Source organism: Pseudomonas sp. GW821-FHT01E05 (assembly GCF_059422425.1).
The window spans coordinates 167,345-191,089 of sequence record NZ_JBWKWW010000012.1 but is presented as its reverse complement, the minus strand read 5'-3'; the positions used below and the strand labels follow the sequence as shown (position 1 = coordinate 191,089).

Below are 23,745 nucleotides of genomic sequence, written 5' to 3'. Positions count from 1 at the left end.
CAGTTCTTCACTGTCGCCCCGGACATCAACCCCGAAGCCTTGATCGCCCACACCTACGAAACCTTCTGCTCGGCCAGCACCCTGACCCTGGATTTGTCCGATGACCTGGAAGGCAAACACCGCAACCTCGCCCTGGCGATTTATAGCCTCATGGAGTTGGGGTTGTTGCTGGTCGAAAAAATGATGGATCGCGAGCATTCGGTGAAGGTGTAGGCAGATAGAGCAAGCGCGCCCGCGATCGAGGCGGGCGGGCCAGAGTTGAAATGGAGATTCAAATGGCAACTGACTGGAATCAGATCCGCGAAATGATGAACACCGTTATCGACAGCTGCGAGCAGATCGAAAGCGCGGGTTACAGCGAGCAGCATCGATCGGCCACTGCCGAGATCAAAGGCCAGGAATACTCGGTTCAGGAGCTTCTGATCAGCGCCTGGACGCTGCCGGAAAGCATTCGCTACAGGATCATTCAGGAGCGCCACGATAAGGGCGTTGCCCTGCCCTATGTGCCTGAGGCCGCCCGCATATTGGTCGCCATGGCCCAGGCCTGCGGCGAGCTGATCGGCGCGCACGATACTGCGCCCGCGCAGCAGGCCATCCGCGGTATGAATCATTGGTACAGCAACTACGCAGTACCGAATATCAAGGCGGCGATTGATAAGGCTAAAGCCGGGGCGGGCGAGTAGTTTCCACGCGCTCGTGCGACGGGATCTGCGCGAGCGCAAGACGATGCCAAGGGTTATGGCAGAGGAATGTCTACACCGTCAGATTAGATGGGCACTGTAGCGCCGCTATCGCGAGCAAGCTCGCTCCTACAGGGGTCGGGATAACCCGCAGGCGGGGCGGCGTAGAAAACGTTGTCGTCCTCAGGTGGGTGCGCTGTCAGCTCCGTAGATCGCCTTCGTGTACGTTCCATTGCGCCCGGTATTCCATCAGGAAATCGACAAAGGCTCTGAGTCGCAAAGGCGTATGCCGTCCGCCAGGGTAGAGCAGCGTAAATGGCCGGGATCGTCCGTTGAACGCTTCAAGGACTTCGACCAACGAGCCTTCTGCCAACTCTTTTTCAACGATGAATTTGTAGGTCTGAAAGAGGCCCGCACCATGTTTGGCCAGCGTTACGCCGCCCAGGACATCGTCCGAACAGCTATAGCCGCCTTCAGTGAGTATCTCCTTGTCCTTGGCGTTTTCCTTGAACAACCAGGCAATGCGCCTACCGCTGCTGGGCAGCTCGAATTGAATGCACTCATGGTTGTGCAAGTCATCCAGGGTTTGCGGTCTACCCGCGCGCTGCAAGTATTCGGGACTCGCCATCGTGACCAGTTGCGCGTCTTCCAGGTGCCGGGCGATCAATCCTGAGTCGGGCAGGACCCGGACCCTGATCGCCATGTCGTAGCCTTCTTCAATGAAGTCGACGTTACGATTGCTGATGTTTACATCGACCTTTACCGCCGGGAAGCGCGCTCGAAAAGCCGGCAGCAACGGCAAGATGCGGTGATGGCCGTAGGTGGTGGGCACGCTGATACGCAAGGTCCCGGAAGGTGTTTGCTGCTTGCCCATCACTTCACGCTGGGCTTCGACCAACTGGGCCAACGCCTGGCGGCATTGCTCGAAATACGCTCGACCACTTTCCGTCAGTTTTACGCTGCGGGTGGTTCGGGTGAAAAGGCGCACGCCCATGCGCGCTTCCATGCGCGACACCGAGCGACTGACCGCCGCTGGTGTTACCCCGGCTACCGCTGCCGCGGTGGTGAAACTTCCTGATTCAGCCGCCAGGCAAAACAACTCGATGCTGCCCAGCAGAATGTCGTCGAACTGTCGCTTCATGATTGATTACGCCATGGTTCAAATGAAGTGCTCTGACTGGTATCTATCAAACAAAGGTAAATAAATACAGTTGTTTCACCGGAGCAGCTACTTGAAGGCAAGGACTCCGGGACACCCCGTGAATCCTTATTTTGAAGTTCCAGAACTGTTGTGATCAGCGGCGCATCGAGCGGCATTGGCCCCCTACAACATCAAGGTCAACGCCGTGGCTCCAGGCATTGCGAAATTACCGATGCTGTGCTTTACCTGACCAACGCGAACTTCACCACAGGCGTCGTTTTAGCCGTCGATGGCGGGATGAGCAGCGGCAAGTGGTAAACACCAGGGGAGCCGCTACCGGCTCCCTGGTTCAGATCTTATCGATAACATCACAGGAGCACGATCATGCCTTTCGTCAGTGTGCGCATCACCCGAGACGGTGTTACCCAGCAGCAAAAAGCCCAGGTCATCGCCGAAATCACCGAAACCCTGGAGCGGGTGTTGGGCAAGCGTCCTGACCTGACCCATATCGTTATAGAGGAAATCGATACCGACAATTGGGGGTATGCCGGAATGACCACCACTGAATATCGCAAGAACCTGAAAACCTGACAGGAGTCGAGCGCCTACCCTGTGGCGAGGGAGCAAGCGCACTCGCCACAGGGTAGGCGACGGCTCGTCCTTAAATGATTGGCCCGCTACCTCCCCGCCTTCACCAACACTGGTTTCTCTTGATAGCGCTCTGGATACAACTGTTTCAGCTGCGCAACCTTGGGCAGATCGTTGATCACGATGTAGGGATACGTCGGATGCTCGGTCAGGAAGTCCTGGTGGTAGGCCTCGGCCGGGTAGAAACCTTTGTAGGTTTCGAGCTTGGTAACGATGGGTTTATTGAACGAATGCGCTGCATCGAGCTGGGTGATATAGGCCTGGGCGACGCGTTGCTGTTCGCTGTTTTCCGGGAAGATCGCCGAGCGGTATTGAGTACCGGTGTCAGGGCCCTGGCGATTCAGTTCAGTCGGGTTATGGGCAACTGAGAAGTAGATCTGCAGCAAGGTGCCGTAGGTAACTTGGGCGGGGTCGAAGGTGACCTCGACGGATTCGGCGTGGCCGGTGTCGCCGTCACTGACGCGCTCGTATTGTGCGGTGTTGGCAGCGCCGCCGGCGTAACCGGAGACGGCTCGCTTCACGCCTTTGACGTGTTGGAACACGCCTTGTACGCCCCAGAAGCAACCGCCGGCGAATACTGCGGTTTCGGTGCTGGATTTAGTCGCCGGCTCGTCCAGGGCAGGCGGCGGGATCAGCACTGCGTCCTCCGTGGTGCCGAAGGAAAATGCAGAGCATTGGCCGATGAAGGTGGCGGCGGCAAGCCCCAAAAGAGCCCGGCGCCAGATTGGGCGTGAAAGATTGAATGTGCTTTTCATGGTGCTGACTCCTTGATATATGGGTCCGGCGAGAGCTCTTCGCTGCATGTCACGGCGCCTTCGCGGGCAAGCCTCGCTCCTACGAAATCGGTGGTCGGACTTGCGATCAACCAAACGTAAACGCATACGCCGACACACCCGGATCGAGGAATTCAATGCTGAACGTTCGATCCGCCACATCGCCCGGTTGGCGTACCAACTGATAAAGCCGTTGCTCGGTCACGGTGCCGGTGCCGTCGGGGGCTACGTCGGTGCCGTGGGCAGCGCCGGGCATCTGGCCGTCGACGGTGACTTTGAAGCGCACCGGTTTGCCGTCAGCGCCGGGGCCCAGCACCAGGTGCAAATCCCGGGCATGGAAGCGGTAGACGATCCGGCCCGCCGGGGCTGCCAGCGTGGCCCGCTCGGCGCCGACGTTCCATTTGCCCTCCAGCCCCCAATCGTTGAGGGACGGTGCAGACGGCGGGCTGTAAGCCGTTACCTGATCAGGTGCCAGGCTGTCGGCCGGGACAAAATGTTCGGAGCGCTGGTAGCCAAGGTAGGTCTCCGGCGATTGTACTTCTTTCATGTCCGGGGCCAGCTGCACGCCCTGGGCGCTGGCATTGATCAGGCCATCGGCAACTTTCGCGGCACCGGCCTCGCGCAGCAATTGCTGAATCACGCGCTCCGACTCGGCGTAGTTGCCCTCACCAAAATGGTGATAGCGAATACGCCCCTGAGCATCGGCAAAGTAATGCGCCGGCCAGTATTCGTTGTTGAAGGCGCGCCATATCTTGTAGTCGTTGTCGATGGCCACCGGGTAGCTGATGCCCAGATCCTTCATGGCTTTGGTCACGTTGCCCACGTCACGCTCGAAGGCGAATTCCGGGGCGTGCACGCCGATCACCACCAACCCTTGATCGCGATACTTCTCGGCCCAGGCTTTGACGTACGGCAACGTGCGCAAGCAATTGATGCAGGAGTAAGTCCAGAAATCCACCAACACCACTTTACCCTTCAAGGCCTGGGTGGTCAGTGGTGGCGAATTGAGCCATTGCACGGCACCGTCGAGCGACGGCAGATTGCCTTCGATTGGCAACGCCGCAGCCTCTTTCGCCGCCATCTTCATGGCGCCGCCAGCGGCCATCATGCTCGAGCCCGGCTCAGCGTCCAGAGACTGAGGGATTTGCGCCTTCATAGCACCGCTGTTGGCCGGCGTTTTCCCGGCAAGACGGCCGACCAACGCCTGTTCGATACCGCCGGTGGAAGCCGTCGAGACCCGCGCCAGAATCCCGGTGTCCAGACCCAGGGCGATGGCCACGACGCCTGCCAGCATCGCTGCGCCCAAACCGCGGCGCACCCATTCACCGGCACCGATTGAGCGCTTCATCGCCGCGAAAACCTTACCACCAATCAGCAATGCACCGGCGAGCGAGGTCGCGGCACCTGCGGCGTAAGCCAGCAACAGCAAGGTAGTGCCGATGCTGGCCCCCTGCAGTGCTGCACCGGTCAGCACCAACCCGAGAATCGGTCCCGCGCACGGTGCCCAGAGCAGGCCGGTGGCGACGCCGATCAAGAACGAGGCGCCGGGACGTGGTCGCGCATCGGCGCCTGCAGCTTCCGACAGACGACCGCCGGCCGCCACCAGTGGCCGGGTCAGCCGCTCGGCGAGGTGCGGCAGCAACAGCGTCAGCCCGAATAGCGCAACGAACAGCAACGCGAGCCAGCGACCGTACAGATTGACTTGCACCACCCAACCGCCGCCGACCGCCGCCAGTGAGGCGACGAGCGCGAAGGTCAGGGCCATCCCCGCCAGCAGCGGCAAGCCACTGCGCAAAAACGGCTGCCCGGTGCGAGCGAAGACAAAGGGCAATACCGGCAGAATGCACGGGCTGACAATCGTCAGCACGCCACCGAGATACGCGAGAACCAGAAGCCACATAGTGTCGACCCGAATGAGGTGAGAGAAAAAGCATGCCCATGGCTTATGCCGATAATGGCTCGAAGGTCATCGCAAGGCCGTTCATGCAGTAGCGCAGACCGGTCGGTTTTGGCCCATCGTCGAAGACATGCCCCAGATGGCCGCCGCAACGCCGACAGTGGACTTCTTCGCGCAAGACGCCGAATGAACGGTCCTCGCGGGTCGCCACCGCATTGTTCAACGGTGCCCAGAAGCTCGGCCAACCGGTGCGGCTGTCGAACTTGGTGCTCGATGAAAACAACGGCAAGTCGCAACCGGCGCAGGCGAAGGTGCCTTCGCGGTGTTCATCGTTCAGCGGGCTGGTGTAGGCGCGCTCGGTGCCTTCCTTGCGCAAAATGTCGTACCGCTCAGCGCTGAGCAGTGCCCGCCACTCGGCATCGGTATGGGTGACTTCAAAGGTTTCGCCAGCGCTGGCATCGCTGACCAGTGCCGAGCTTGCGGTAAACTTTGGCAATAAGCCGATGGCCAGCGCCGCAACGCCCAGGCCGCCGCCCGCTATCAGGAACTGTCGCCGAGAAAACATGGCTCTCTCCAAAATATCGCAGTGTTTTGCATTGAAGACAGCCTAGGCTTGAGGTGGTCGCTAAATCCTCACGCAGAGTTAAACAATTCGTGATAACTCGGCCCCTGGAAAAGCCGCACAATGCCGATCATTGCCTGGCGCAGGATTAAGTTTCGATGGATCAGCCCAAACGTGTCCTGGTGGTCGAGGACGATATGCACATCGCCGACCTGATCTCGCTGCATCTGCGCGATGAGCAGTTCGAGGTCGTGCACAGTGCCGATGGCAATGAAGGCTTGCGCCTGCTGGAGCAAGGCGGCTGGGACGCGCTGATCCTCGACCTGATGCTGCCCGGTGTCGATGGCCTGGAAATCTGCCGCCGCGCCCGCGCCATGGCTCGCTACACGCCGATCATCATCACCAGTGCGCGGTCGAGCGAACTGCACCGCATTCTTGGTCTGGAGCTGGGTGCCGACGATTACCTGGCCAAACCCTTTTCGATGCTGGAGCTGGTGGCGCGGGTCAAGGCGCTGCTGCGGCGGGTCGACGCAATGGCGCGCAACCTGAAAATGGACGCCGGCAGCCTGACCTCCGGCGGGCTGTTTATCGACCCGTTGACCCGCGATGTGTCACTCGACGGCCGGCACCTGGATCTCACCCCGCGCGAGTTCGACCTGCTGTATTTCTTCGCCCGCCAGCCCGGCAAAGTGTTTTCGCGCATGGACCTGCTCAATGCCGTGTGGGGTTACAGCCACGAAGGCTACGAGCACACGGTCAACACCCACATCAATCGTTTGCGGGCCAAGATCGAGGCCGATCCGGCGCAACCGGTGCGGATCCTGACGGTGTGGGGCCGAGGTTATAAATTCGCGGCACCGGAGGATCAGCCATGAGACTGACCCTCACGCAGCGCCTGTCGGCGGTGTTCGCCCTGCTGTTGCTGGTGTGCTGCGGCACCTCGGCGTGGATGCAGGTGCGCTCCAACAAGATGCACGAACTTGAAGTGGTGCAAGGGCTGTCCCGCGATCTGGCCCAGCACATTGCCCACGACACCCAACTGATGGACGCCAACGGCCTGATGCCAAACGCCGTGCGCCAGCTGTTCAGCCAGTTGATGCTGGTCAATCCCAGCGTCGAGGTCTATCTGCTTGATGCCAGCGGGCGCATCGTCGGCAATGCCGCGCCAGAGGGACGAATGCGCCGCGAACAGGTCGATCTGGCGCCGGTGCATCGTTTGCTCAACGGCGACGCTTTGCCGATTCTCGGCGACGACCCGCGCAGTGTCGACGGACGCAAGGTGTTCAGCGCCGCGCCGTTACGGGTCAACGGTCAGCAGGCCGGCTACCTCTATGTGGTGCTGCTCAGCGAGGAACACGACCGCTTTGCCGAGCGCGGCGCCACCAGCGTGGCCCTCAATACCGCGCTCTGGTCGATTGGTCTGGTTGCGCTGCTGTGCCTGATTGCCGGTCTCACGGCGTTTGCCCTGATCACCCGCCCCTTGCGTCGGTTGACCGAGACCGTTGCCCATTTCGACATCGACGGCGCCCCCGTTGTCCCTCCTTCACCACCTGCATCAGACAAGCCGGAAAAGACCGCCAGCCATGACGAAATCGCCATGCTCGACGCGGCGTTCCGGCAAATGCAAACCCGCCTGGGCGAACAATGGCGCTCGCTGACGCGCCAGGATCAGGAGCGTCGGGAGCTGGTGGCGAATATCTCCCACGACCTGCGCACACCGCTGGCGTCGTTGCATGGTTATCTCGAAACCCTGTCACTCAAGGACGCCTCGCTGACCCCGGAGGAGCGGCGCCGCTACTTGGGCATCGCCCTGGATCAGAGCCGCAAGGTTGGCGGTCTGGCGCAATCGCTGCTGGACCTGGTGCGCCTGGAACATGGCTTCGTGCAGCCGGTACTGGAACGATTTTCGCTGACAGATCTGGTGCAGGACGTCTTCCAGAAATTCGAACTCACTGCCGAGGCGCGACAGACTGCGCTGAAAGCCAACTTCGCCCCTAGCGGGTTGGCCGTGTGTGCCGACCTCGGCCTGATCGAACGCGTGTTGACCAACCTGCTGGACAACGCGTTGCGCCATACGCCGATCAATGGAGACGTCGAAGTCAGCCTCGTGCCCCAAGGGTCATTCGTAGACGTGACGATCAGCGACAGCGGCCCGGGCATCGCTGCGCAATTGCGTGAAGGGTTGTTCCTGCGCCCGTTCAACATCGGCGGCGCACGGCGTGATGGTGGGCTGGGCTTGCGCATCGTGCACCGGATCCTGCAACTGCATGGTCGCGAGATCCGGTTGATCGATGTTCCCGGGCGGGGCGCGACCTTCCGCTTCTCGCTGCCGGTGGATGAGGAAACAGCGGCTCAGTTGGCGATTCGGTCGATGAATTTAAACTCGCCGGGGAAGTAGAGCGCGCAAGACATAGTGAGTAGTGAGGCTTGCCCTGGTACCGGTCAGTTAAGCCGCTACGCGCTCCGTAGCAGCTGCCGCCAGGCTGCGTTCGGCCGCGCAGCGGTCGTAAAATCATGCACTGCGGTTTTGCAGGTTAACCGTAATGGCCTGATTGGCGACTGCTTCGCAGCCGAACGCAGGCTTCGCCAGCTGCTACGGGGAATGTGCGCCCTACGACGCCAGGTACACCGCCGCATCCAGCTCAATCATCACCGGCTCCTTGGTGGTCGCCATTTTCAGCAACAACGTGCGCAACGCCTCCGGCCCCTGCGGCGCATGGTGGTCGATGTGGAAACTGCGGGCCATGGCGGCGAAGTCCGGGGTCATGATGTCTACACCCAGTGGCGGGATCTCGCGGGCCTGCATGTAGTCGCGGATTTCGGCGTAGCACTGGTTGTTCCACAGAACCATGATGACGCCCACTCCCGCTTCTCGCGCAGCGATCAATTCAGCGCAGGAAAACTGCAAACCGCCATCCCCCACTAACGCGACAACTGCACGCTCAGGCTTGGCCAGCTTGGCGCCAATCGCCGCAGGCAAGCCGTAACCAAGGGTGCCATAGCCACTGCCGGCGTTGAACCAGCTGTTGGGTTTCGGCGACTGGTAGCCCACCGCGCCCTGATACACCGGTTGCGTGGAATCGCCGACGATCAGCGGATCGACCAGGCTGTCACGCAGCAGGTCGAGCAGCCCTTGCAACCCCTGTTGTTTGGCCGTCCAGCTATCGCGTTCGCACTGGTTGACGCGTTGCACACTGTCCAGCGCCCAACGGCCACTTTGAACCGGCGCCGCAACATTGGCCAATAGCGCAACCGCGACCAAGTACGTGCATGTCTGCGAACGGCGTCTGGAAGCCCTCAAGGAGCTGGATGACGCCGGCGAACTGACCCTGCGCGTAGAGGCCGCGATCAGTTGGCAGGACGACATCTTCCCGGTCCGCCGCCGCTGGGAATTGCTCAGCGGTGAACGGCATTACTATCGCAGCGCCCGACTGAATGCCAACGCGGTGAAATTCCACTTCGACGGCACCGTAGAACCTAAATCGTCTTACCTGATGACCCCTTGGTCGCAAGATTCGAGCTGGCGCGGCAAGCTCAACCTGACCCCGGAACACATCACCGACATGGTGTGTGGACATGGACCGTCGAGGCCTGCGAGTGATCGCCCACTGCACCGGCGACGGTGCTTCAGACGTGTTCCTCGATGCCGTCGCCGAAGCTCGACGCCGCAACGGTTACAGCGGCATTCGCCATCAGTGCGCCCACAGCACCCTGCTGCATCCGGGCAACCTCAAGCGTTTCAAGGAACTGAACGTGATTGCCGAGTTTTCCCCCGCAGCCTGGTACCCGACGCCCTTCGCCAGCGGCGCACGCTCCGGCTACGGCCAGGAACGCCTCAAGCGCATCTATGACTTCAAGGGTGTACTGGCCGCTGGCGGCATCGCGGTCATGGGCACCGACTGGCCCGTGGCCTCGATCGATCCTTGGCTGGCGCTGGAAACCATGGTTACCCGGCAGAACCCGTGGAACCAGGAACCCGACTGTTTCGGTGAACCGATCACCCTCGAGCAGGCGCTGCAAGTCGCGACCCTCAACGGCGCCCACGCCATGGGCCTGGAACATCTGACCGGCAGTCTGGAAGTCGGCAAGTCCGCCGACCTGATCGTGCTCGACCGCGACCTGTTCGCCAAAGCGCCGCGCAACTACATCCATCGCACTCAGGTGCAACTGACCTTCGTTGAAGGCCGGCCAGTGTACGACCGCGAGTCAAGGTTCAGTGACACACCGTTGAAAGCCGTCTGGCAAGGTCAGCCACCGATGATCGAGGGACAGGCCTGATGAACCTCCCAAGCATTCCGGTGACCGTGGTCGCCGGGTTCCTCGGTGCCGGCAAAACCACCCTGCTCAATCGCATGGTCCAGCGTGCCGACAGCGGACGCCTGGCGGTGATCGTCAATGATTTTGGCGAGTTGAACATCGATGCCGCGATCATTGCCGAAGTCACCGACGCGGTGTACAGCCTGCAAAACGGCTGCATCTGCTGCACCGTGCAGGAAGACCTGCTGGCGCAATTGGTCAGCCTCTCGCAGCTGCAGCCGCGACTGGAACGGATCGTCATCGAATGCAGTGGCGTGTCCGATCCGCAACGCATCGTGCAGACCCTGGGTTATCCACAACTGCGTGCGCACTTGCATCTGGATGCCGTCATCACGCTGGTCGACGCCACGGGCTATAGCGCACTGGAAGGCGAATTCGCCCGACTGTCCAGAGCGCAGGTGGCCTGTGCCGATCTGGTGTTACTGAATAAATCCGACCTGGTCGATTCGGCCGAAGTGGACAGCATCCGCGCGTCCCTCGGCAGCCGCGCGCCGGTGTTCGACACCGTACAAGCGCAACTGCCCGACGCGTTGCTACTGTCAGATCGCAGCAATCGCGTCGGCCTGAAGATCACGCCGTTGCCGGAGCGCCATGACCAGCTGTTCGAAAGCTGGGTCTGGAACAGCCCGCACCCGCTGCCGCCCAAAGCTCTGCGCGAATGGCTGGCCAGGCTTCCCAAAGATATCTTCCGCCTCAAGGGGCTGGTGCAACTGCAAGGCAACGAACAGCCTTATTGGCTGCAACATGTCGGTGCCCGCAGCCAGTTCAGCCTGGCCACCGGACAAACGCCGGAACACGCTGTACAAATGGTGTTCATCGCCCGCCGCGGCTGTGGCCTTCGTGAAACATTGGAAGCGGGGCTGGCGGATATTCAGGCAGTGTGAACGACGCAGGAACCTCATGGCCGCTGTGGCTGGCGGCATATCCCGCAACAATCTGATCTACGCCAGCCCCTTATATCTTTCGCACACCGTACTACGCTGGGTTTCATCGTCTTGAAGCGCGTCTTTGAGCCTCTTTTTGAATTCCACGAAGTCCCCTTATGAAAGATCAGACCAGTCCCGCTTCCCCGGCAGAACGACCGCTCATAGGGAGCACCTTGCCAATATGTACGTATTTCTGTACGTTTAAATCATTGAGCGAGGACCCCGTCATGCAAACCATCAATTACACCAATGCCCGTGCGCACCTGTCTGAAACCATGGATCGAGTAAACGAAGATCGCGTTCCGCTGCTGGTGACACGCCAAAAAGGCGAACCGGTCGTCATGATTTCTCTGGCCGAATTCAACGCCCTCGAAGAAACCGCTTACCTGCTCCGCTCCCCCGCCAACGCCGAGCGCTTGATCAAATCGATCAACAGCCTTCGCGCCGGTAAAGCCAAAGCCAGGCAACTGATTGAAGAATGAAGATTCTCTTTACCCCTGAAGGCTGGGATGACTACCTCTGGTTCCAGCAGAACGATAAGGCCGGACTCCAGCGTATCAACCTTTTGATCAAAGCGATCCAGCGTGATCCTTTCGACGGACTCGGCAAGCCTGAACCCCTCAAACATAACCTCAGCGGGTTTTGGTCGCGTCGGATCACGACCGAACATCGATTGGTCTATGGGGTAGAAGACGATGAGATGCAGATACTGATGTGCCGATATCACTACTGAACCCAAGCATCAGATTTCAGGCATTCTCCACTCGGCGACGCGAACAGTCGCCACCTTACTGAACGTCCACGCAAGGAAGCTGACGATGAAAACCTGTAGCGCCCTCTCGATCTCCCTTCGCTCAGCGCCCTGGGGATAACTCATGCTCGATATCCTGCAAGGCACGCCGCTGTGGGTTTTCGCTGTTTATCTGCTGCTCTGTTATTACGGGTTCAAGGCCTGCTCGAGCAGCAGGGAAAGCAGGAAATCGTTGCTGATCACCCCATTGATTCTGGTTATCTGGTCGCTGTTTTCGCTGAATCACACCGCCTTGTCGACGGCTTTCTGGATGGGCGGCGTGGCCCTTGGCAGTCTGGTGGCGATGGGCATGTTCTCTCGCAAAGGTGCCGTACTGGAGGCTGATGGCAACGGGCTGATCGTCCCCGGAACCCTGAAGATCCTGCTTATCTCCCAGCTGTTCTTCGCCGTGAAGTACTACACCGGCTATCAGGATGCCGTTCACCCTGAGTTGACGGCGACTATGCAAATGCTGGCACTGACTGGAGTGGCTTCGGGGTTCACGGTCGGTCTGTTTTGCGGGCGGGCGATCACCTTGTATCGGGCGTTGTCATCACTGCAAGCGCGATCCTGGCAGCACAGCCGTTAAAAACCGTCACTCAGGCATGGTTCCTTGACGCCGCTGCACACGCGCCCTGAAAATGCCCGGCGCGTTTCCCGTCTCAAACCTTGTTAAATGAAGTAGTGAAATTTCAATGCCCGAATCCAACACCGATGAATCCGTAATCACCTTGTCGTCCAAAGTGGAATACGAAAACGCCATCAATCTTTCGCAGCATGTGCCGCAGGCCAAGACCATCAGTGAAATGGTGCTCGATGCGTTTCACACCTCGAAAGAAAGCGACCAGATTCGTGAGTTACGCATTGCGATTCGCCAGGCACATGACCAGTTTGACGACGACAAAGCCTACGAACTGATGGGCGAGCTGAAAAATCTTAAAGACGCAGAGGCCGCCGACATCGCCGCTCTGGAAGACTTGAGCAGCAAATTTTCCATCAGCCGGATTCTGTCCAGCTTCAAAGACGATCCTGAGTTCCAGGAGCTGGTGTATGGCCTGGCGCTGAAAGTGTTGAACCAGACCCATCAAGCGGTCAGCAACCCCAGCAGCGGCAAAACCAAAACGGCTCGCGCCAAGAAAGAAATCGAAGTGTTCTCCATCAGCAAGGACGGCGTGAGCGTCACCCTGCCCCTGCGCACACCTCGCTCCAAGCCGAACATGGACCGTGAAGCCTTCGAATTCCTCGGTTTTGCGTTTGTCGGTGAAGGCGATCAAGCGGAACTGGAAAACGAAACCTTCATGGATAACGAAGGTGCCGAACAGCCCGCTACTCGGAAAAGCATCATCACTGCCCTTCAGCAGCAGACGGCGTTCGACGGTTACAGCATCGCTCAGCAGTAACACCGGAAGATCAAAAGATCGCGGCCTGCGGCAGCTCCTGCTCCGGTCGCGTTCCCCAACGGAATCGAAGGATAGAGGCCGGTCCTGTAAATACCGTCTTACCCCTCACCGGTAAACCGCGAACTCGCAGCTCATGACGGTCAGAGTCGTGATGCCTCTGCCTCAGACGAGCAGGCCTGCGAGTCGGGAACACAGAAAAGTTGCTCGAACAGCAATTTAGTCACACGATCATTGCCCTTCGCCCCCAAGTGATCATGATCTGCAATTTCATCATCCATGAAGCGTGCTTCATTCATATACAACGTCCGAGTGCCTGTCTGCTTTTCCAAATCGTGATTAATCAGCAAGTGTTCGACAGGCGCGGCTTCAATAATGAAAACAGGGGTTTTCCCTGCGACACGAACACTATCAGCCAACTCGCGTAGAAAATTCACGACTTCCGTTTGAAAGGCTGTCTGTCGTCTATCCAGCCAATGCACTTCGGCCTGTCTCGCTGGATAACCATCGGGGATTATCAAGCCGTCGCCATTGTGGAAAACAGCCACCCAACGTCTACTGTAGCGTAATAGCATTAACCCTCTCGGATCATTACAGACATCAGGGCCATGTAATACCTCAAGTTGCTTCAGTGACTGATCAGCCTCATCACGGCATGGGGAATAGTGAACATTGGTAAAGGTTTCACTAAAAAAAGCATTGATGGGCAAGGGCTTCAGCCATTGAGCCAACGACAAGGATTTCAAGCACGCAGGCGCATGCCTGGCATAGAACACCAGGTCAGTGCCCGTCCAGTGATTTGGACAGCCAAGAGGAGCAAAAAGGATATCGGCGGGAATACTGATAACCACCGTCTTTCCCGCAACCTCGGAGGCCTGCTGCACCATGGAGGGGAACTCCCAAGGCATCAGGCCTGGAGCCCCCATATTGAATGTCTTGTGACCATGCGTATTGAAATAGTCAGTGTTGAAATGGTTTTGCACCCTGGAAGAGCCCACCAGTACAACTTCGGGCGCTGGCGTCTGCGCTTCCAGCAAAAGCCCCTTCCAGACTTTGCTTTCCTGCCAATAACCTTGCCCGATCAAAAACTTCGCGAACACAACAGTGAACAGGTTAGCCAGCACCACCACCATAATGGTCACGACCAACGTCCAGCCAATGGTGCGGCGTAAACGGGTATGAACAGAAGAGCTCGGGCGTGTGGTCATGTCAGTAGTTGTAGTAGTTGAAAGGGCTGGAGGCATTGGACAGCACGCGTAGCATGGTCAGCCCCAGCAGCAAGGCAAGGATCAGCCCCCAGCCCACGCCAGGCGCAGCCAGGAGCTGTCCGGCAATTCGAACGCCAGGCAACTTGGGTTTGAGCCCCTGGCGCAGGAAGTTGGTCGAGTCGAGTACGGGACGATAGCGCCCCATTATCTCCACCGAGTTCGGCGCAAACAGGCAGATACCCCACGCGAAAAAAATCAGCAGGAGCGCCTCAATGGTGCCCGGCAGAACAGACAGCGCACTTGTCGGAGTCCCTCCCAGAATCACCACAATGCCGTCCGCCCAGGTTTGATGGAAATTCGACGGCAGAATGACCGGTTGAGCAGGCCCTCCGAATCCGGCCAAAGCACGCAACGTCAGCCAGGCCCCCTGAATGGTGTGGGTTTGGAAGACGCAGCCCAGACCGATCAACATCAGTTGCGTCTGCCCCCAGCTTATGAAGCGCCGTCCTTGGGACAGATTGCGCGGAGCCGGTGTGCGCAAAACCAGACGACGCGCATGCTGGCAGGTCACGATAAGACCATGCAGGGCTCCCCATAGTAGAAAGTTCAAGGTTGCACCATGCCAGAATCCGGCGATGATCATGGTCAGGGGCAATGCCGCCAAATGGCGACGCACCACCAGCCGGCGCCCCGCCAAAGGCCGGAATACATGATCGCGAATGAACTGGGTAACGGTAATGTTCCAGCGATTCCAGAACTCATCCATGCTCACGGCTTTCAGGGGCGAGTAGAAATTCATCGGCAAACGAATTCCGACGATCAACGCCAACCCGCAGGCCATGTCGGAGTAGCCGGAAAAGTCGAAATAGAAATTGAGAAATCCTGCCAACGCCGCGATCCAGGCGTAAAGAAAGTCCAGCGCCTGTCCGCTGTCGGCAATACCGAAAAGGCGGTGTGAATAACTGCCCAAGGGGTCGGCGAGCAGCACTTTCTTGCTCAGTCCGATAATGAACAAGCTGCTTCCGGCGAACAGGTTGGCGGAACGCAACGCAAAAGTACTGGGTTGGTTAAGCTGCTGGATCATGTCTCGATGACGCACCAGCGGGCCGGCCACGAGATGCGGGAAGAAGCAAATGACAAAGGTGTAGTCGGCACCCTTGGCCCGGGCATTGTTGCGATAAAGCGAAACCAGGTAGGCGATTTGCTGGAAGGTAAAAAACGAGATGCCCAAGGGCAAGGGACGCTCTGCAGGAACTGGAACCTCTGGCCAAAATGTACTGACCAACCCCATGCAAACCGGACCGACCTTGAACCAAAGGAGCAATAGCAGATTGGCGACTATGCCTAGCCCAAGTAAAAGACGTCGTTGAGTACCCTGCGCCCGGAAAAGCCAACCGGCCAGCAACCAGTTGGCGAACAGGGACGATAGCAGTACAGGAACATCCGATGGATTCCATATGCAGTAGAAACCCAGCGAGGCAAAAATCAGCAAGTACTTTGATGCCTGAAACCCAAATCGATGAAGGTTCAGAGTCATCAGCAGGACAACACCGGCAAGTACCATGAAAGGCAGGCTATTGAACAACATATCAAGTCCCGGAAGTCAGAAATTCGGCGCTGTAAAACCGACACCGATACCACTCGTCTTTTCCCGTTTCCGGGGGATAAAAGCAAATAGCCATTACTGCAAATTTCCCGTACAAGATCCCATAGATTGTCGAACAATCAAACAGCTTAAATCCCCTAATACATAAATGTGCCGTGCGCGCCCTCTTCCTCGAAAACGTAGCACTCTAAAGATCAGGAACATTACATGGACAGTACTAAGCAGGGTGACAATTCCCGCGCATTTTTCGACTACCTGCGCAAGCAGGTTCTTCCGATTCGTCCTTCTCAGTACGATCTGTCAAATACCTGCAACCTGGTCTGCGAAGGCTGCCTTTTCTTCGCCGGTTCCGACTATGAAGGGCATGTTCCGGTTACCGACCTTGATCAAATTGATCGATTCTTTGCCGCGGAAGCAAAGCGTGGAATCAATTATGCCGAGGTAGCCGGAGCCGAGCCGTCTCTGGTCGAAAGCAAACTTGTCGTGATGTCCCGACATATTCCAAAGGGAGTCATCTATACCAACGGCACCCGCAAGCTCACCCGCGAGCTGAACTATCGCCTGCAGATATCGCTCTGGGGCTTGCCCGAGGAAAGCGCCAAACTGAGGGGCGCGAACATATTCGCCAAGCAGGTGCGAAATTACGGTAATGACCCACGGGCCATCTTCGTCTTTACCGTTACCCGTCAAAACCTCCAAAGCATCCCGGCCATCGCGCGAATGTGCGCTGATGAAGGGCTGCGCCTTAGCTTCAACCATTACAGCCCGACGACTGACTACCTCACCCGACTGGGTAATGAGCAACTTGATCGTTCAGACTATTTTCGCTTCAGCCATAGCGACGATAACTTGCTACTTGACGCTCAAGATCTGGCTCTGTCACAAGTTTTAATTGGCGAAGCGATGGAAAACTTCCCCCAGACTATTCTCTACGACCGCAATTTCAATAAGTGGGTGCATAACGCCGACGGTCTTTATGACATCGACCCTGCTACCGGCATCGCGACCAACTGTGCTGCCCGTGTAACACCTCATTACCGACATTTCCACGTCGATCTGCAAGATGCTGGTGAGGTCAAATGCTGCACGCCAAACATAGACTGCAGAGCTTGTCGGCTGTATGCCCAATCCCTGGGAAGCGCTTTGCAGCGACAAACCCGACGCGCACGCCAAGGGCCAGACTTTGAAGCCTGGATGGGTCTTTGGAGACTCTGGCATCTTTTATTCTGGGGCGATCTGCCAGCAGCCTTCGACAACACCTGGACACCCGCCAACAGTCGCTTCCTGGCAGTACACCAACTCGAAAACACCCCCATGCCGGATGTCAGTTCAGCGCAGTAAAGCACCTCAAGCGTTATCCTCAATGCACGCCTGAATGCCGGTGCCGGCACACAGACAAAAAAAGCCCCGCTCTTCAATCGAAGGCGGGGCTTTTTGTTGCCATGCTCTAGCTCAAGGCGCGTAAGTCAGCAACAACTCACTTGGCACTTTGAAGTCCAGGGACATCATCACGCTCAGCGCGGTGATGGTGAAGATCGAGAAGACGAACAGCTTGCGCGCCCAGACTCGATCATCCACGGCCTTGTAGCCGGTCCAGGCCATGTACAGCCAGTACATGCCCATGGCGGCGGCGACGGCGAGGTAGCTCATGCCGGCGTAGCCGCTGAAGGTCAGCATCAAGGTCGCCACAAGGAACGCCAGGATGTAGAGCATGATGTGCCGCTTGGCCACCTCAATCCCGCGCTTGACCGGCAGCACCGGAATCGATGCGGCCAGGTAATCGTTGAAGCGGAAGATCGCGATGGCGTAGGAATGCGGCATCTGCCACAGGCTGAACATCACCAGCAGCGTCAACGCCGCCATGTCGAAGCTGTTGCTCACGGCCACGTAACCGATCACCGGCGGCATGGCGCCCGACAGACTGCCCACCAGCGTGCCGTGAACCGACTTGCGCTTGAGGTACAGACTGTAGAAGCCGACGTAGATGACAAAACCGATCACCGCGAACAGCGCCGCCAACGGGTTGGCCACGTGGTACAGCAAAGCCACACCGGCGACCCCCAGGAGGGTGGCGTAAACCAGTGCCAGTTTCAGGGAGATGAGGCCCTGGACCAGCACACGGTTTTTGGTGCGTTCCATCTTCAGGTCGATGTCGCGGTCGATGCAGTTGTTGAACACGCAACCGGACGCCACCACCAACGAAGTGCCAATCATTGCGGCCAGGAACAGGGCGATGTCGACATGCCCTTTCGAGGCCAGGAAAAACCCGCCTGCCACAGAAAGCACGTTACCGAAAATGATCCCCGGTTTGGTGATTTGGATAAAGTGCTTTAGGGACATCCGGACTTTCCTCAGTGCGCCATCATGACGGAATGGATGCTGTACATGATCCACAGCGACAACCCGACCAACAGGAGGATAACCAGCGCCGCGAAAACAAACGCAATCACGTTGCTACGCTGGGCGGCGGAGCGGTCCAGGTGGAGGAAGTAGACCAGGTGCACCAGCACCTGGATCACTGCGAAGGCCAGTACGATCAACAGGGTCACGTCTTTCGGTAGCGACGGGTACATCACCAGGCCGAAAGGAATGATGGTCAGGATCACCGACAGGATGAAGCCGATGCCGTACGACTTGACGCTGCCGTGGCTGGCGTCGTGACTATCGTGGCCATTGTGTGAGTGAGCTGCGTTAGCCATTTACAGAGTCCCCATCAGGTAAACAACGGTGAATACGCAGATCCACACAACGTCCAGGAAGTGCCAGAACAGGCTCAGGCAGCTCAGACGGGTCTTGTTGGTCGCTGTCAGGCCATTCTTCTGGACCTGATACATCATGATCGCCATCCAGATCAGACCGCTGGTCACGTGCAGACCGTGGGTACCGACCAGGGTGAAGAACCCGGACAGGAAGCCGCTGCGGTTCGGACCGAAGCCTTCGGAGATCAGCGTATGGAACTCGTTGATCTCCATGCCGATGAAGCCCAGACCGAACAGGAAGGTGATGGCCAACCAGCCCAGCACCTGACTCTTCTTGCCTTTGAACAACGCCAGCATGGCGAAGCCGTAGGTGATCGAGCTGAGCAACAGGCAGGCGGTTTCGCCCAGCACGTATGGCAGTTCGAAGATGTCGTGGCCCGACGGGCCACCGGCTACGTTGTTTACCAGTACCGCGTACACCGCGAAGATCGACGCAAACAGAATGCAGTCGGTCATCAGGTAGAGCCAGAAACCGAATACGGTCATCTCGCCCGAGTCGTGGTGATGGTCATCGTGCCCATGGTCATGACCATGGGCGTGTCCAACATTGGTCACTAAGTTCGACATGGTTTAAGCCTGTTCCAACGAGGTTTCAACACGGGTGGCGGTGGCCGGAATTGCTTTGGCCGCAACCAGACGCTTGTGCTGCTCGGCTTCAATGCGCTCGATCACATCGACCGGCACCATGTAGCCCTGATCATCACGGGCAGCGTGGATCACGAAATAGATCACGGTGCCGGCAAGACCTGCGATGGCCATCCACCAGATATGCCAGATCATCGCGAAACCGAACACGGTCAACAGAGCACCCATGACCAGACCGGTCGCGGTGTTGTTTGGCATGTGGATCGGCTCGTAACGGGCCGGAGCCTTGTACGCAGTACCGTTTTGCTTGGCTTCGGTGAACGGGTCGATGCCGTCGGCTTTCGGCAGTACAGCGAAGTTGTAGAACGGTGGTGGCGAGGAGGTCGACCATTCCAGCGTGTGGGCATTCCACGGGTCGCCGGCTTCGCACATGTTCTGCGGCAGCTTGCGATCACGGATACTTACGTACAACTGGATCAACTGGCAGGCAATACCGAAGGCGATCAGTACCGCACCGACCATTGCAACGTGCAGGTATGGCGTCCACTCAGGGTTGGTGGTGCTGTTCAGACGACGGGTCATGCCCATGAAGCCCAGTGCATAGAGCGGCATGAACGCGACGAAGAAGCCCGAGATCCAGAACCAGAACGCTGCCTTGCCCCAACCTTCGTGCAGCTTGAAGCCGAACGCTTTAGGGAAGTAGAAGCCGAAACCGGCGATGTAACCGAACACGGCGCCGCCGATGATCACGTTGTGGAAGTGCGCGATAACGAACAGGCTGTTGTGCAGAACGAAGTCAGCACCCGGAATGGCCAGCAGTACGCCGGTCATGCCGCCGATGGCGAAGGTCACCATGAAGCCCAGAGTCCACAGCACCTGGCTGGTGAAACGCAGACGGCCCTGGTAGATGGTGAACAGCCAGTTGAATAGCTTCACCCCCGTCGGGATCGAAATCAGCATCGTCGCCAGACCGAAGAAGGCGTTGACGTTGGCACCCGACCCCATGGTGAAGAAGTGGTGCAGCCAGACCATGAAGCCGAGGATCGTGATCGCGCCGCTGGCGTAGATCATCGAGTGGTGGCCGAACAGTTTCTTGCCGGAGAAGGTCGAGATGACTTCGGAGAAGATCCCGAACGCCGGCAGAATCAGGATGTAAACCTCGGGGTGACCCCAGGCCCAGAACAGGTTGACGTACATCATCGGATTTCCACCCAGTTCATTGGTGAAAATGTGGAAATCCATGTAACGGTCAAGCGTCAGCAAAGCCAGGGTAGCGGTCAGGATCGGGAAGGAAGCGACGATCAGTACGTTGGCCCAGGTGCAGGTCCAGGTGAAGATCGGCATGTCCATCATTTTCATGCCCGGGGTACGCATTTTCAGCACGGTGGCCAGGAAGTTGACCCCCGTCAGCGTCGTCCCTAGACCCGATAGCTGTAGTGCCCAGATGTAGTAGTCCACACCCACGCCCGGGCTGTAGCCCAGTTCCGACAGCGGTGGATACGCAACCCAACCGGTACGGGCGAATTCGCCGACACCCAGGGACACGTTAACCAGCACTACGCCAGATACCAGCAGCCAGAAGCTCAGGGAGTTCAGGAACGGGTAGGCAACGTCACGTGCGCCGATCTGCAGCGGCACTGCAAGGTTCATCAGGCCGGTGAAGAATGGCATCGCCATGAAGATGATCATGATCACACCGTGAGCGGTGAAGATCTGGTCATAGTGTTCAGGTGGCAGGTAGCCAGGCGAACCCTCGGTGGCCAGGGCCAGCTGGGAGCGCATCATGACCGCGTCGGCAAAACCACGCAGCAGCATGATCATGGCAACGACGATGTACATCACGCCGATTTTCTTGTGGTCGACCGACGTCAGCCACTCGGTCCACAAATAGGTCCACTTCTTGAAGTAGGTGATTGCAGCAAATACCGCCAGACCACCGAGCGCGATCATGGCGATGGTCACCATCACGATCGGCTCGTGGAACGGGATCGCTTCCCAACTTAATTTACCAAACATCGTTTACTCCTCTGCCCCGGCAGCTGAATGCGAACTCATGTCCATCCCTTCCATACCGGCCACTTCCTTCCCTTCCTTCTCGTGGTGCATCGGCTGGCCCGGTTTCATGCCTTCATACTTGTCGATGATGGTCTGGAACAGGTTCGGCGCGTACGAGGAGTAGAGTTCAACCGGGTTGTTCTGGCTTGGTTTGGAAAGGGCTTCGTATTCAGCTTTTTCAAGCTGTTTAGGTGCCTTCTTGACATCACTGACCCAGGCATCGAAATCTGCCTGAGAGGTGGCGATTGCTTTGAATTTCATGCCAGTGAAGCCAGCACCGCTGTAGTTGGCGGAGATACCGTCAAACTCGGCATTCTGATTGGCGATCAGGTGCAACTTGGTCTCCATGCCCGCCATCGCGTAGATCTGACCGCCCAGGCCCGGAATGAAGAACGAGTTCATCACGGTGTCGGAGGTGATTTTGAAGTTAACCGGCGTGTTGGCCGGGAACACCATCTTGTTGACGGTGGCGATGCCTTGTTCCGGGTAGATGAACAGCCACTTCCAGTCCATTGCGACCACTTGAATGGTGATCGGCTTGACGTCGGATTCCAGCGGACGGTACGGGTCCAGTGCGTGGGTCGACTTGTAGGTGACGTAACCCAGGGCAATGATGATGAGCACTGGAACAGCCCACACCGCGATTTCGATCTTGGTGGAGTGCGACCAGTTCGGCGCGTAGGTCGCGTCCTTGTTGGATGCGCGATATTTCCAGGCGAAAGCGAAGGTCATGACGATGACCGGCACCACGACCAACAGCATCAGCAGCGTTGCGGTGATGATCAGGTTTCGCTCGTCCAGGCCGACCTGGCCCTTCGGATCGAGCAAGGTCATATTGCAACCACCCAGCAACAACGTGCCGAGCAGAGGCAAGAAGCCTAAGAATCTGGGGTACCTGTTTTTACTCATCTCACGACCTCTAAAGCAGCTTGCGCAATGCAGTTGGGTTTTGATCGCCAACACTTCACCCTGCCAAGGGTTGGCATTTTTTCTTCGATTGAATAAGGGCCTGCCCGTCGCGCTAAACGCTGATCGACAAATCCTGGGCTAGCGGTAATTCTTATTCGAATTCGTGGTCAAAGGCCTTGTTACAGACCAATTCCATTTGGTGCGGATAGTTGGAAGGTTGCCGACACCTGGAGTCGTATGGAGCAATCAAACCGCCCCTCGCCTCCCCTCCTGACGAAGAATGAGCAGCGCCGGAAACTCAGTGCGTGCGATTGTAGATATGTAGCGTTTTATAAACCATGTCTCATATCGAAATAATTTTTATCGGATCTGGCAATAATCATTAACGATTATTGCATCACCCAGCGATCGTATCGCTTTTCATTCGCAACAATAACCATAAAGAATGTAGGCTTAATGCGCTCATTTTAGACAGCTTCGCTGCCCGATCTTGCCCCTCAATTTGCCCCAAGACCTCTTGAAACAAGGCCTCCAGCGTTTCCCTGGAGCCTGTTAAATCTGCCTGATGGGGTTTTGCGGCTTTCGACAATTTGATCGCTGAACGGGGAGAAATTCAGGCTGCCATACAGCACCAATATGACCACTTGAAATGTCTCGCCATACCCGGTGTGTGACAACGTGTCGCACATGCGCCGCACATTTCACTGCTGCAAACCACACTCTTTTTTCAAGGGCACCGAAATGCAAAGCGCCCCGATCCTCACACGCAGGACCAGGGCGTTTTTGTGTCGCTAAGTGATGTGGCGGATGACTTCAGCGCAGGTTTTTGCGATTGCGGGAGATACCCAGCGGCACCAGCACCACCGTCAATACGAAGGCCACCAGCGCCCACTGCGCCAGGGACAAACCCAGCACGGGTGGGTAAGGCGTCTCGCAGAAACCGTCGACCCGAAAGCCCAGCGGGAAGATCGAAGCCAGCGGCAAGCCATCGACGATCGGCTGCAGGACGTCGATTCCGCAACTGACCGCCGGGTAGAACTGGATGTAGACGTGATGACCAGCCACCGCGGCGCCAGCGATGGCACTGAGCACCACCAACACTTCGAACACGGTAATACTGCGGCGGGTGTGCATCGCCGCGCCGATGAAGGCGAAGATCGCAATCAGCAATAAGGCATAGCGTTGCAGGATACACAGCGGACATGGCGCTTCGCCCAGCACCACCTGCATGTACAGCGCACCGCCGATCAGCGCCAGGCAGATCACACCCAGCAAGACCAGAAACCGTCGCTCGCGCCCCAAACGCAGTATTTCGTCACTCATCCCCGTATCCCTTTGCCAAAGTGGTAGTTTTCGTCTGTCCGCAAGTTTACACGCTGGCCGTGAGCGCACGCGGGCGGTTCGGTGGTTTTAACAGGAGGAATTAACGGCAGGGGAATTAACGGGGGATTAATCGTTGGAGATGATTTTGATCGTTCCCACGCTCCCGCGT

At 57.9% G+C, this 23,745-nt stretch carries 24 protein-coding genes and 2 pseudogenes; 13 read left to right on the top strand and 13 right to left on the bottom strand.

Annotated elements, in window-relative coordinates:
- Together AC07W5_RS24535 and AC07W5_RS24530 are read left to right on the top strand one after the other, a co-directional pair.
- On the top strand, positions 1-213 hold a 213-nt coding region (locus AC07W5_RS24535), incomplete at its 5' end, for a DUF6124 family protein (protein WP_495024493.1).
- Between the two features lie 62 nt (positions 214-275).
- A complete protein-coding gene (locus tag AC07W5_RS24530) occupies positions 276-683 on the top strand; it encodes a hypothetical protein (RefSeq protein WP_495024492.1) in 408 nt (135 codons plus the stop codon).
- Positions 684-879: 196 nt separating this feature from the next.
- Here AC07W5_RS24530 and AC07W5_RS24525 read toward each other — a convergent pair whose 3' ends face one another.
- A complete protein-coding gene (locus tag AC07W5_RS24525; protein ID WP_494991901.1) occupies positions 880-1,821 on the bottom strand; it encodes a LysR family transcriptional regulator in 942 nt (313 codons plus the stop codon).
- A 175-nt stretch (positions 1,822-1,996) separates the two neighbouring features.
- On the opposite strand from AC07W5_RS24525, the pseudogene AC07W5_RS24520 reads away from it, so the two are divergent.
- Both AC07W5_RS24520 and AC07W5_RS24515 read left to right on the top strand, forming a co-directional pair.
- Positions 1,997-2,139, top strand: a pseudogene (locus AC07W5_RS24520) (3-oxoacyl-ACP reductase); the annotation flags it as partial.
- Between the two features lie 66 nt (positions 2,140-2,205).
- Positions 2,206-2,412: a tautomerase family protein gene (locus AC07W5_RS24515; protein ID WP_494991900.1), complete on the top strand. Its 207-nt coding sequence runs from the start codon at positions 2,206-2,208 to the stop codon at positions 2,410-2,412.
- Between the two features lie 86 nt (positions 2,413-2,498).
- Here the strand turns inward: AC07W5_RS24515 and msrA are convergent, their stop codons facing one another.
- The 3 genes from msrA to msrB form a co-directional block, all read right to left on the bottom strand.
- Entirely contained in the window at positions 2,499-3,224 is a 726-nt protein-coding gene (msrA, locus tag AC07W5_RS24510) for a peptide-methionine (S)-S-oxide reductase MsrA (protein WP_495024491.1), read from the bottom strand.
- 106 nt (positions 3,225-3,330) lie between these two features.
- On the bottom strand, positions 3,331-5,142 hold the full coding sequence (locus AC07W5_RS24505; RefSeq protein WP_495024490.1) for a cytochrome c biogenesis protein DipZ: 1,812 nt from the start codon (positions 5,140-5,142) through the stop codon (positions 3,331-3,333).
- Positions 5,143-5,185: 43 nt separating this feature from the next.
- On the bottom strand, positions 5,186-5,704 hold the full coding sequence (msrB, locus tag AC07W5_RS24500; protein WP_495024489.1) for a peptide-methionine (R)-S-oxide reductase MsrB: 519 nt from the start codon (positions 5,702-5,704) through the stop codon (positions 5,186-5,188).
- A gap of 155 nt (positions 5,705-5,859) precedes the next feature.
- Between msrB and AC07W5_RS24495 the strand changes: the two genes are divergently transcribed.
- A complete protein-coding gene (locus tag AC07W5_RS24495; RefSeq protein WP_494991896.1) occupies positions 5,860-6,576 on the top strand; it encodes a response regulator transcription factor in 717 nt (238 codons plus the stop codon).
- Complete coding sequence (locus tag AC07W5_RS24490; RefSeq protein ID WP_494991895.1) at positions 6,573-8,099, top strand: sensor histidine kinase; 1,527 nt, start codon at positions 6,573-6,575, stop codon at positions 8,097-8,099. Before AC07W5_RS24495 ends, AC07W5_RS24490 begins: the two co-directional genes overlap by 4 nt.
- A 213-nt stretch (positions 8,100-8,312) precedes the next feature.
- Here the strand turns inward: AC07W5_RS24490 and AC07W5_RS24485 are convergent, their stop codons facing one another.
- On the bottom strand, positions 8,313-8,753 hold the full coding sequence (locus tag AC07W5_RS24485) for a thiamine pyrophosphate-dependent enzyme (protein WP_495024494.1): 441 nt from the start codon (positions 8,751-8,753) through the stop codon (positions 8,313-8,315).
- A gap of 190 nt (positions 8,754-8,943) precedes the next feature.
- Here AC07W5_RS24485 and AC07W5_RS24480 point away from each other — a divergent pair.
- The 6 genes and pseudogenes from AC07W5_RS24480 to AC07W5_RS24455 all read left to right on the top strand — a co-directional run.
- A pseudogene (locus AC07W5_RS24480) lies at positions 8,944-9,979 on the top strand (amidohydrolase); the annotation flags it as partial.
- Positions 9,979-10,902, top strand: coding sequence for a CobW family GTP-binding protein (locus tag AC07W5_RS24475; RefSeq protein WP_495024488.1), 924 nt, complete (start codon positions 9,979-9,981; stop codon positions 10,900-10,902). The pseudogene AC07W5_RS24480 and the gene AC07W5_RS24475, both read left to right, overlap by 1 nt.
- Positions 10,903-11,171: 269 nt before the next feature.
- Positions 11,172-11,426 (top strand): type II toxin-antitoxin system prevent-host-death family antitoxin, encoded by a 255-nt coding sequence (locus AC07W5_RS24470; RefSeq protein ID WP_494991892.1) that lies wholly within the window; start codon positions 11,172-11,174, stop codon positions 11,424-11,426.
- Entirely contained in the window at positions 11,423-11,677 is a 255-nt protein-coding gene (locus AC07W5_RS24465) for a Txe/YoeB family addiction module toxin (protein WP_495024487.1), read from the top strand. Before AC07W5_RS24470 ends, AC07W5_RS24465 begins: the two co-directional genes overlap by 4 nt.
- A 142-nt stretch (positions 11,678-11,819) precedes the next feature.
- Positions 11,820-12,323: a hypothetical protein gene (locus tag AC07W5_RS24460; protein WP_495011155.1), complete on the top strand. Its 504-nt coding sequence runs from the start codon at positions 11,820-11,822 to the stop codon at positions 12,321-12,323.
- Positions 12,324-12,429: 106 nt separating this feature from the next.
- On the top strand, positions 12,430-13,134 hold the full coding sequence (locus tag AC07W5_RS24455; RefSeq protein ID WP_495024486.1) for a hypothetical protein: 705 nt from the start codon (positions 12,430-12,432) through the stop codon (positions 13,132-13,134).
- A gap of 140 nt (positions 13,135-13,274) precedes the next feature.
- Here AC07W5_RS24455 and AC07W5_RS24450 read toward each other — a convergent pair whose 3' ends face one another.
- Both AC07W5_RS24450 and AC07W5_RS24445 read right to left on the bottom strand, forming a co-directional pair.
- Positions 13,275-14,273, bottom strand: coding sequence for a hypothetical protein (locus tag AC07W5_RS24450; protein ID WP_495024485.1), 999 nt, complete (start codon positions 14,271-14,273; stop codon positions 13,275-13,277).
- Between the two features lie 67 nt (positions 14,274-14,340).
- Entirely contained in the window at positions 14,341-15,576 is a 1,236-nt protein-coding gene (locus tag AC07W5_RS24445; RefSeq protein WP_495024484.1) for an MBOAT family O-acyltransferase, read from the bottom strand.
- Between the two features lie 576 nt (positions 15,577-16,152).
- Here AC07W5_RS24445 and AC07W5_RS24440 point away from each other — a divergent pair.
- Entirely contained in the window at positions 16,153-17,286 is a 1,134-nt protein-coding gene (locus tag AC07W5_RS24440; RefSeq protein ID WP_495024483.1) for a hypothetical protein, read from the top strand.
- Between the two features lie 111 nt (positions 17,287-17,397).
- Here the strand turns inward: AC07W5_RS24440 and cyoE are convergent, their stop codons facing one another.
- From cyoE to AC07W5_RS24410, 6 genes are all read right to left on the bottom strand, one after another.
- Positions 17,398-18,285: a heme o synthase gene (gene cyoE, locus AC07W5_RS24435; RefSeq protein WP_495024482.1), complete on the bottom strand. Its 888-nt coding sequence runs from the start codon at positions 18,283-18,285 to the stop codon at positions 17,398-17,400.
- Between the two features lie 11 nt (positions 18,286-18,296).
- Positions 18,297-18,644: a cytochrome o ubiquinol oxidase subunit IV gene (gene cyoD / locus AC07W5_RS24430; RefSeq protein ID WP_494991887.1), complete on the bottom strand. Its 348-nt coding sequence runs from the start codon at positions 18,642-18,644 to the stop codon at positions 18,297-18,299.
- On the bottom strand, positions 18,645-19,271 hold the full coding sequence (locus tag AC07W5_RS24425; RefSeq protein WP_494991886.1) for a cytochrome o ubiquinol oxidase subunit III: 627 nt from the start codon (positions 19,269-19,271) through the stop codon (positions 18,645-18,647). It abuts the gene before it with no gap.
- 3 nt (positions 19,272-19,274) lie between these two features.
- Positions 19,275-21,305, bottom strand: a complete 2,031-nt coding sequence (gene cyoB / locus AC07W5_RS24420; protein WP_494991885.1) for a cytochrome o ubiquinol oxidase subunit I — start codon at positions 21,303-21,305, stop codon at positions 19,275-19,277.
- A 3-nt stretch (positions 21,306-21,308) separates the two neighbouring features.
- Complete coding sequence (cyoA, locus tag AC07W5_RS24415; protein WP_494991884.1) at positions 21,309-22,253, bottom strand: ubiquinol oxidase subunit II; 945 nt, start codon at positions 22,251-22,253, stop codon at positions 21,309-21,311.
- Positions 22,254-23,066: 813 nt separating this feature from the next.
- Positions 23,067-23,576 (bottom strand): disulfide bond formation protein B, encoded by a 510-nt coding sequence (locus AC07W5_RS24410; protein ID WP_494991883.1) that lies wholly within the window; start codon positions 23,574-23,576, stop codon positions 23,067-23,069.
- Between the last annotated feature and the right edge of the window lie 169 nt (positions 23,577-23,745).

Coding starts and splice junctions, on each gene's coding strand:
- AC07W5_RS24505 (WP_495024490.1), bottom strand. CDS start 5,142: ATGTGGCTTCTGGTTCTCGCGTATCTCGGTGGCGTGCTGACGATTGTC.
- AC07W5_RS24470 (WP_494991892.1), top strand. CDS start 11,172: ATGCAAACCATCAATTACACCAATGCCCGTGCGCACCTGTCTGAAACC.
- cyoA (WP_494991884.1), bottom strand. CDS start 22,253: ATGAGTAAAAACAGGTACCCCAGATTCTTAGGCTTCTTGCCTCTGCTC.
- AC07W5_RS24530 (WP_495024492.1), top strand. CDS start 276: ATGGCAACTGACTGGAATCAGATCCGCGAAATGATGAACACCGTTATC.
- AC07W5_RS24525 (WP_494991901.1), bottom strand. CDS start 1,821: ATGAAGCGACAGTTCGACGACATTCTGCTGGGCAGCATCGAGTTGTTT.
- AC07W5_RS24495 (WP_494991896.1), top strand. CDS start 5,860: ATGGATCAGCCCAAACGTGTCCTGGTGGTCGAGGACGATATGCACATC.
- msrA (WP_495024491.1), bottom strand. CDS start 3,224: ATGAAAAGCACATTCAATCTTTCACGCCCAATCTGGCGCCGGGCTCTT.
- AC07W5_RS24410 (WP_494991883.1), bottom strand. CDS start 23,576: ATGAGTGACGAAATACTGCGTTTGGGGCGCGAGCGACGGTTTCTGGTC.
- AC07W5_RS24425 (WP_494991886.1), bottom strand. CDS start 19,271: ATGTCGAACTTAGTGACCAATGTTGGACACGCCCATGGTCATGACCAT.
- cyoE (WP_495024482.1), bottom strand. CDS start 18,285: ATGTCCCTAAAGCACTTTATCCAAATCACCAAACCGGGGATCATTTTC.
- AC07W5_RS24475 (WP_495024488.1), top strand. CDS start 9,979: ATGAACCTCCCAAGCATTCCGGTGACCGTGGTCGCCGGGTTCCTCGGT.
- msrB (WP_495024489.1), bottom strand. CDS start 5,704: ATGTTTTCTCGGCGACAGTTCCTGATAGCGGGCGGCGGCCTGGGCGTT.
- cyoB (WP_494991885.1), bottom strand. CDS start 21,305: ATGTTTGGTAAATTAAGTTGGGAAGCGATCCCGTTCCACGAGCCGATC.
- AC07W5_RS24460 (WP_495011155.1), top strand. CDS start 11,820: ATGCTCGATATCCTGCAAGGCACGCCGCTGTGGGTTTTCGCTGTTTAT.
- AC07W5_RS24455 (WP_495024486.1), top strand. CDS start 12,430: ATGCCCGAATCCAACACCGATGAATCCGTAATCACCTTGTCGTCCAAA.
- AC07W5_RS24440 (WP_495024483.1), top strand. CDS start 16,153: ATGGACAGTACTAAGCAGGGTGACAATTCCCGCGCATTTTTCGACTAC.
- AC07W5_RS24465 (WP_495024487.1), top strand. CDS start 11,423: ATGAAGATTCTCTTTACCCCTGAAGGCTGGGATGACTACCTCTGGTTC.
- AC07W5_RS24515 (WP_494991900.1), top strand. CDS start 2,206: ATGCCTTTCGTCAGTGTGCGCATCACCCGAGACGGTGTTACCCAGCAG.
- AC07W5_RS24490 (WP_494991895.1), top strand. CDS start 6,573: ATGAGACTGACCCTCACGCAGCGCCTGTCGGCGGTGTTCGCCCTGCTG.
- cyoD (WP_494991887.1), bottom strand. CDS start 18,644: ATGGCTAACGCAGCTCACTCACACAATGGCCACGATAGTCACGACGCC.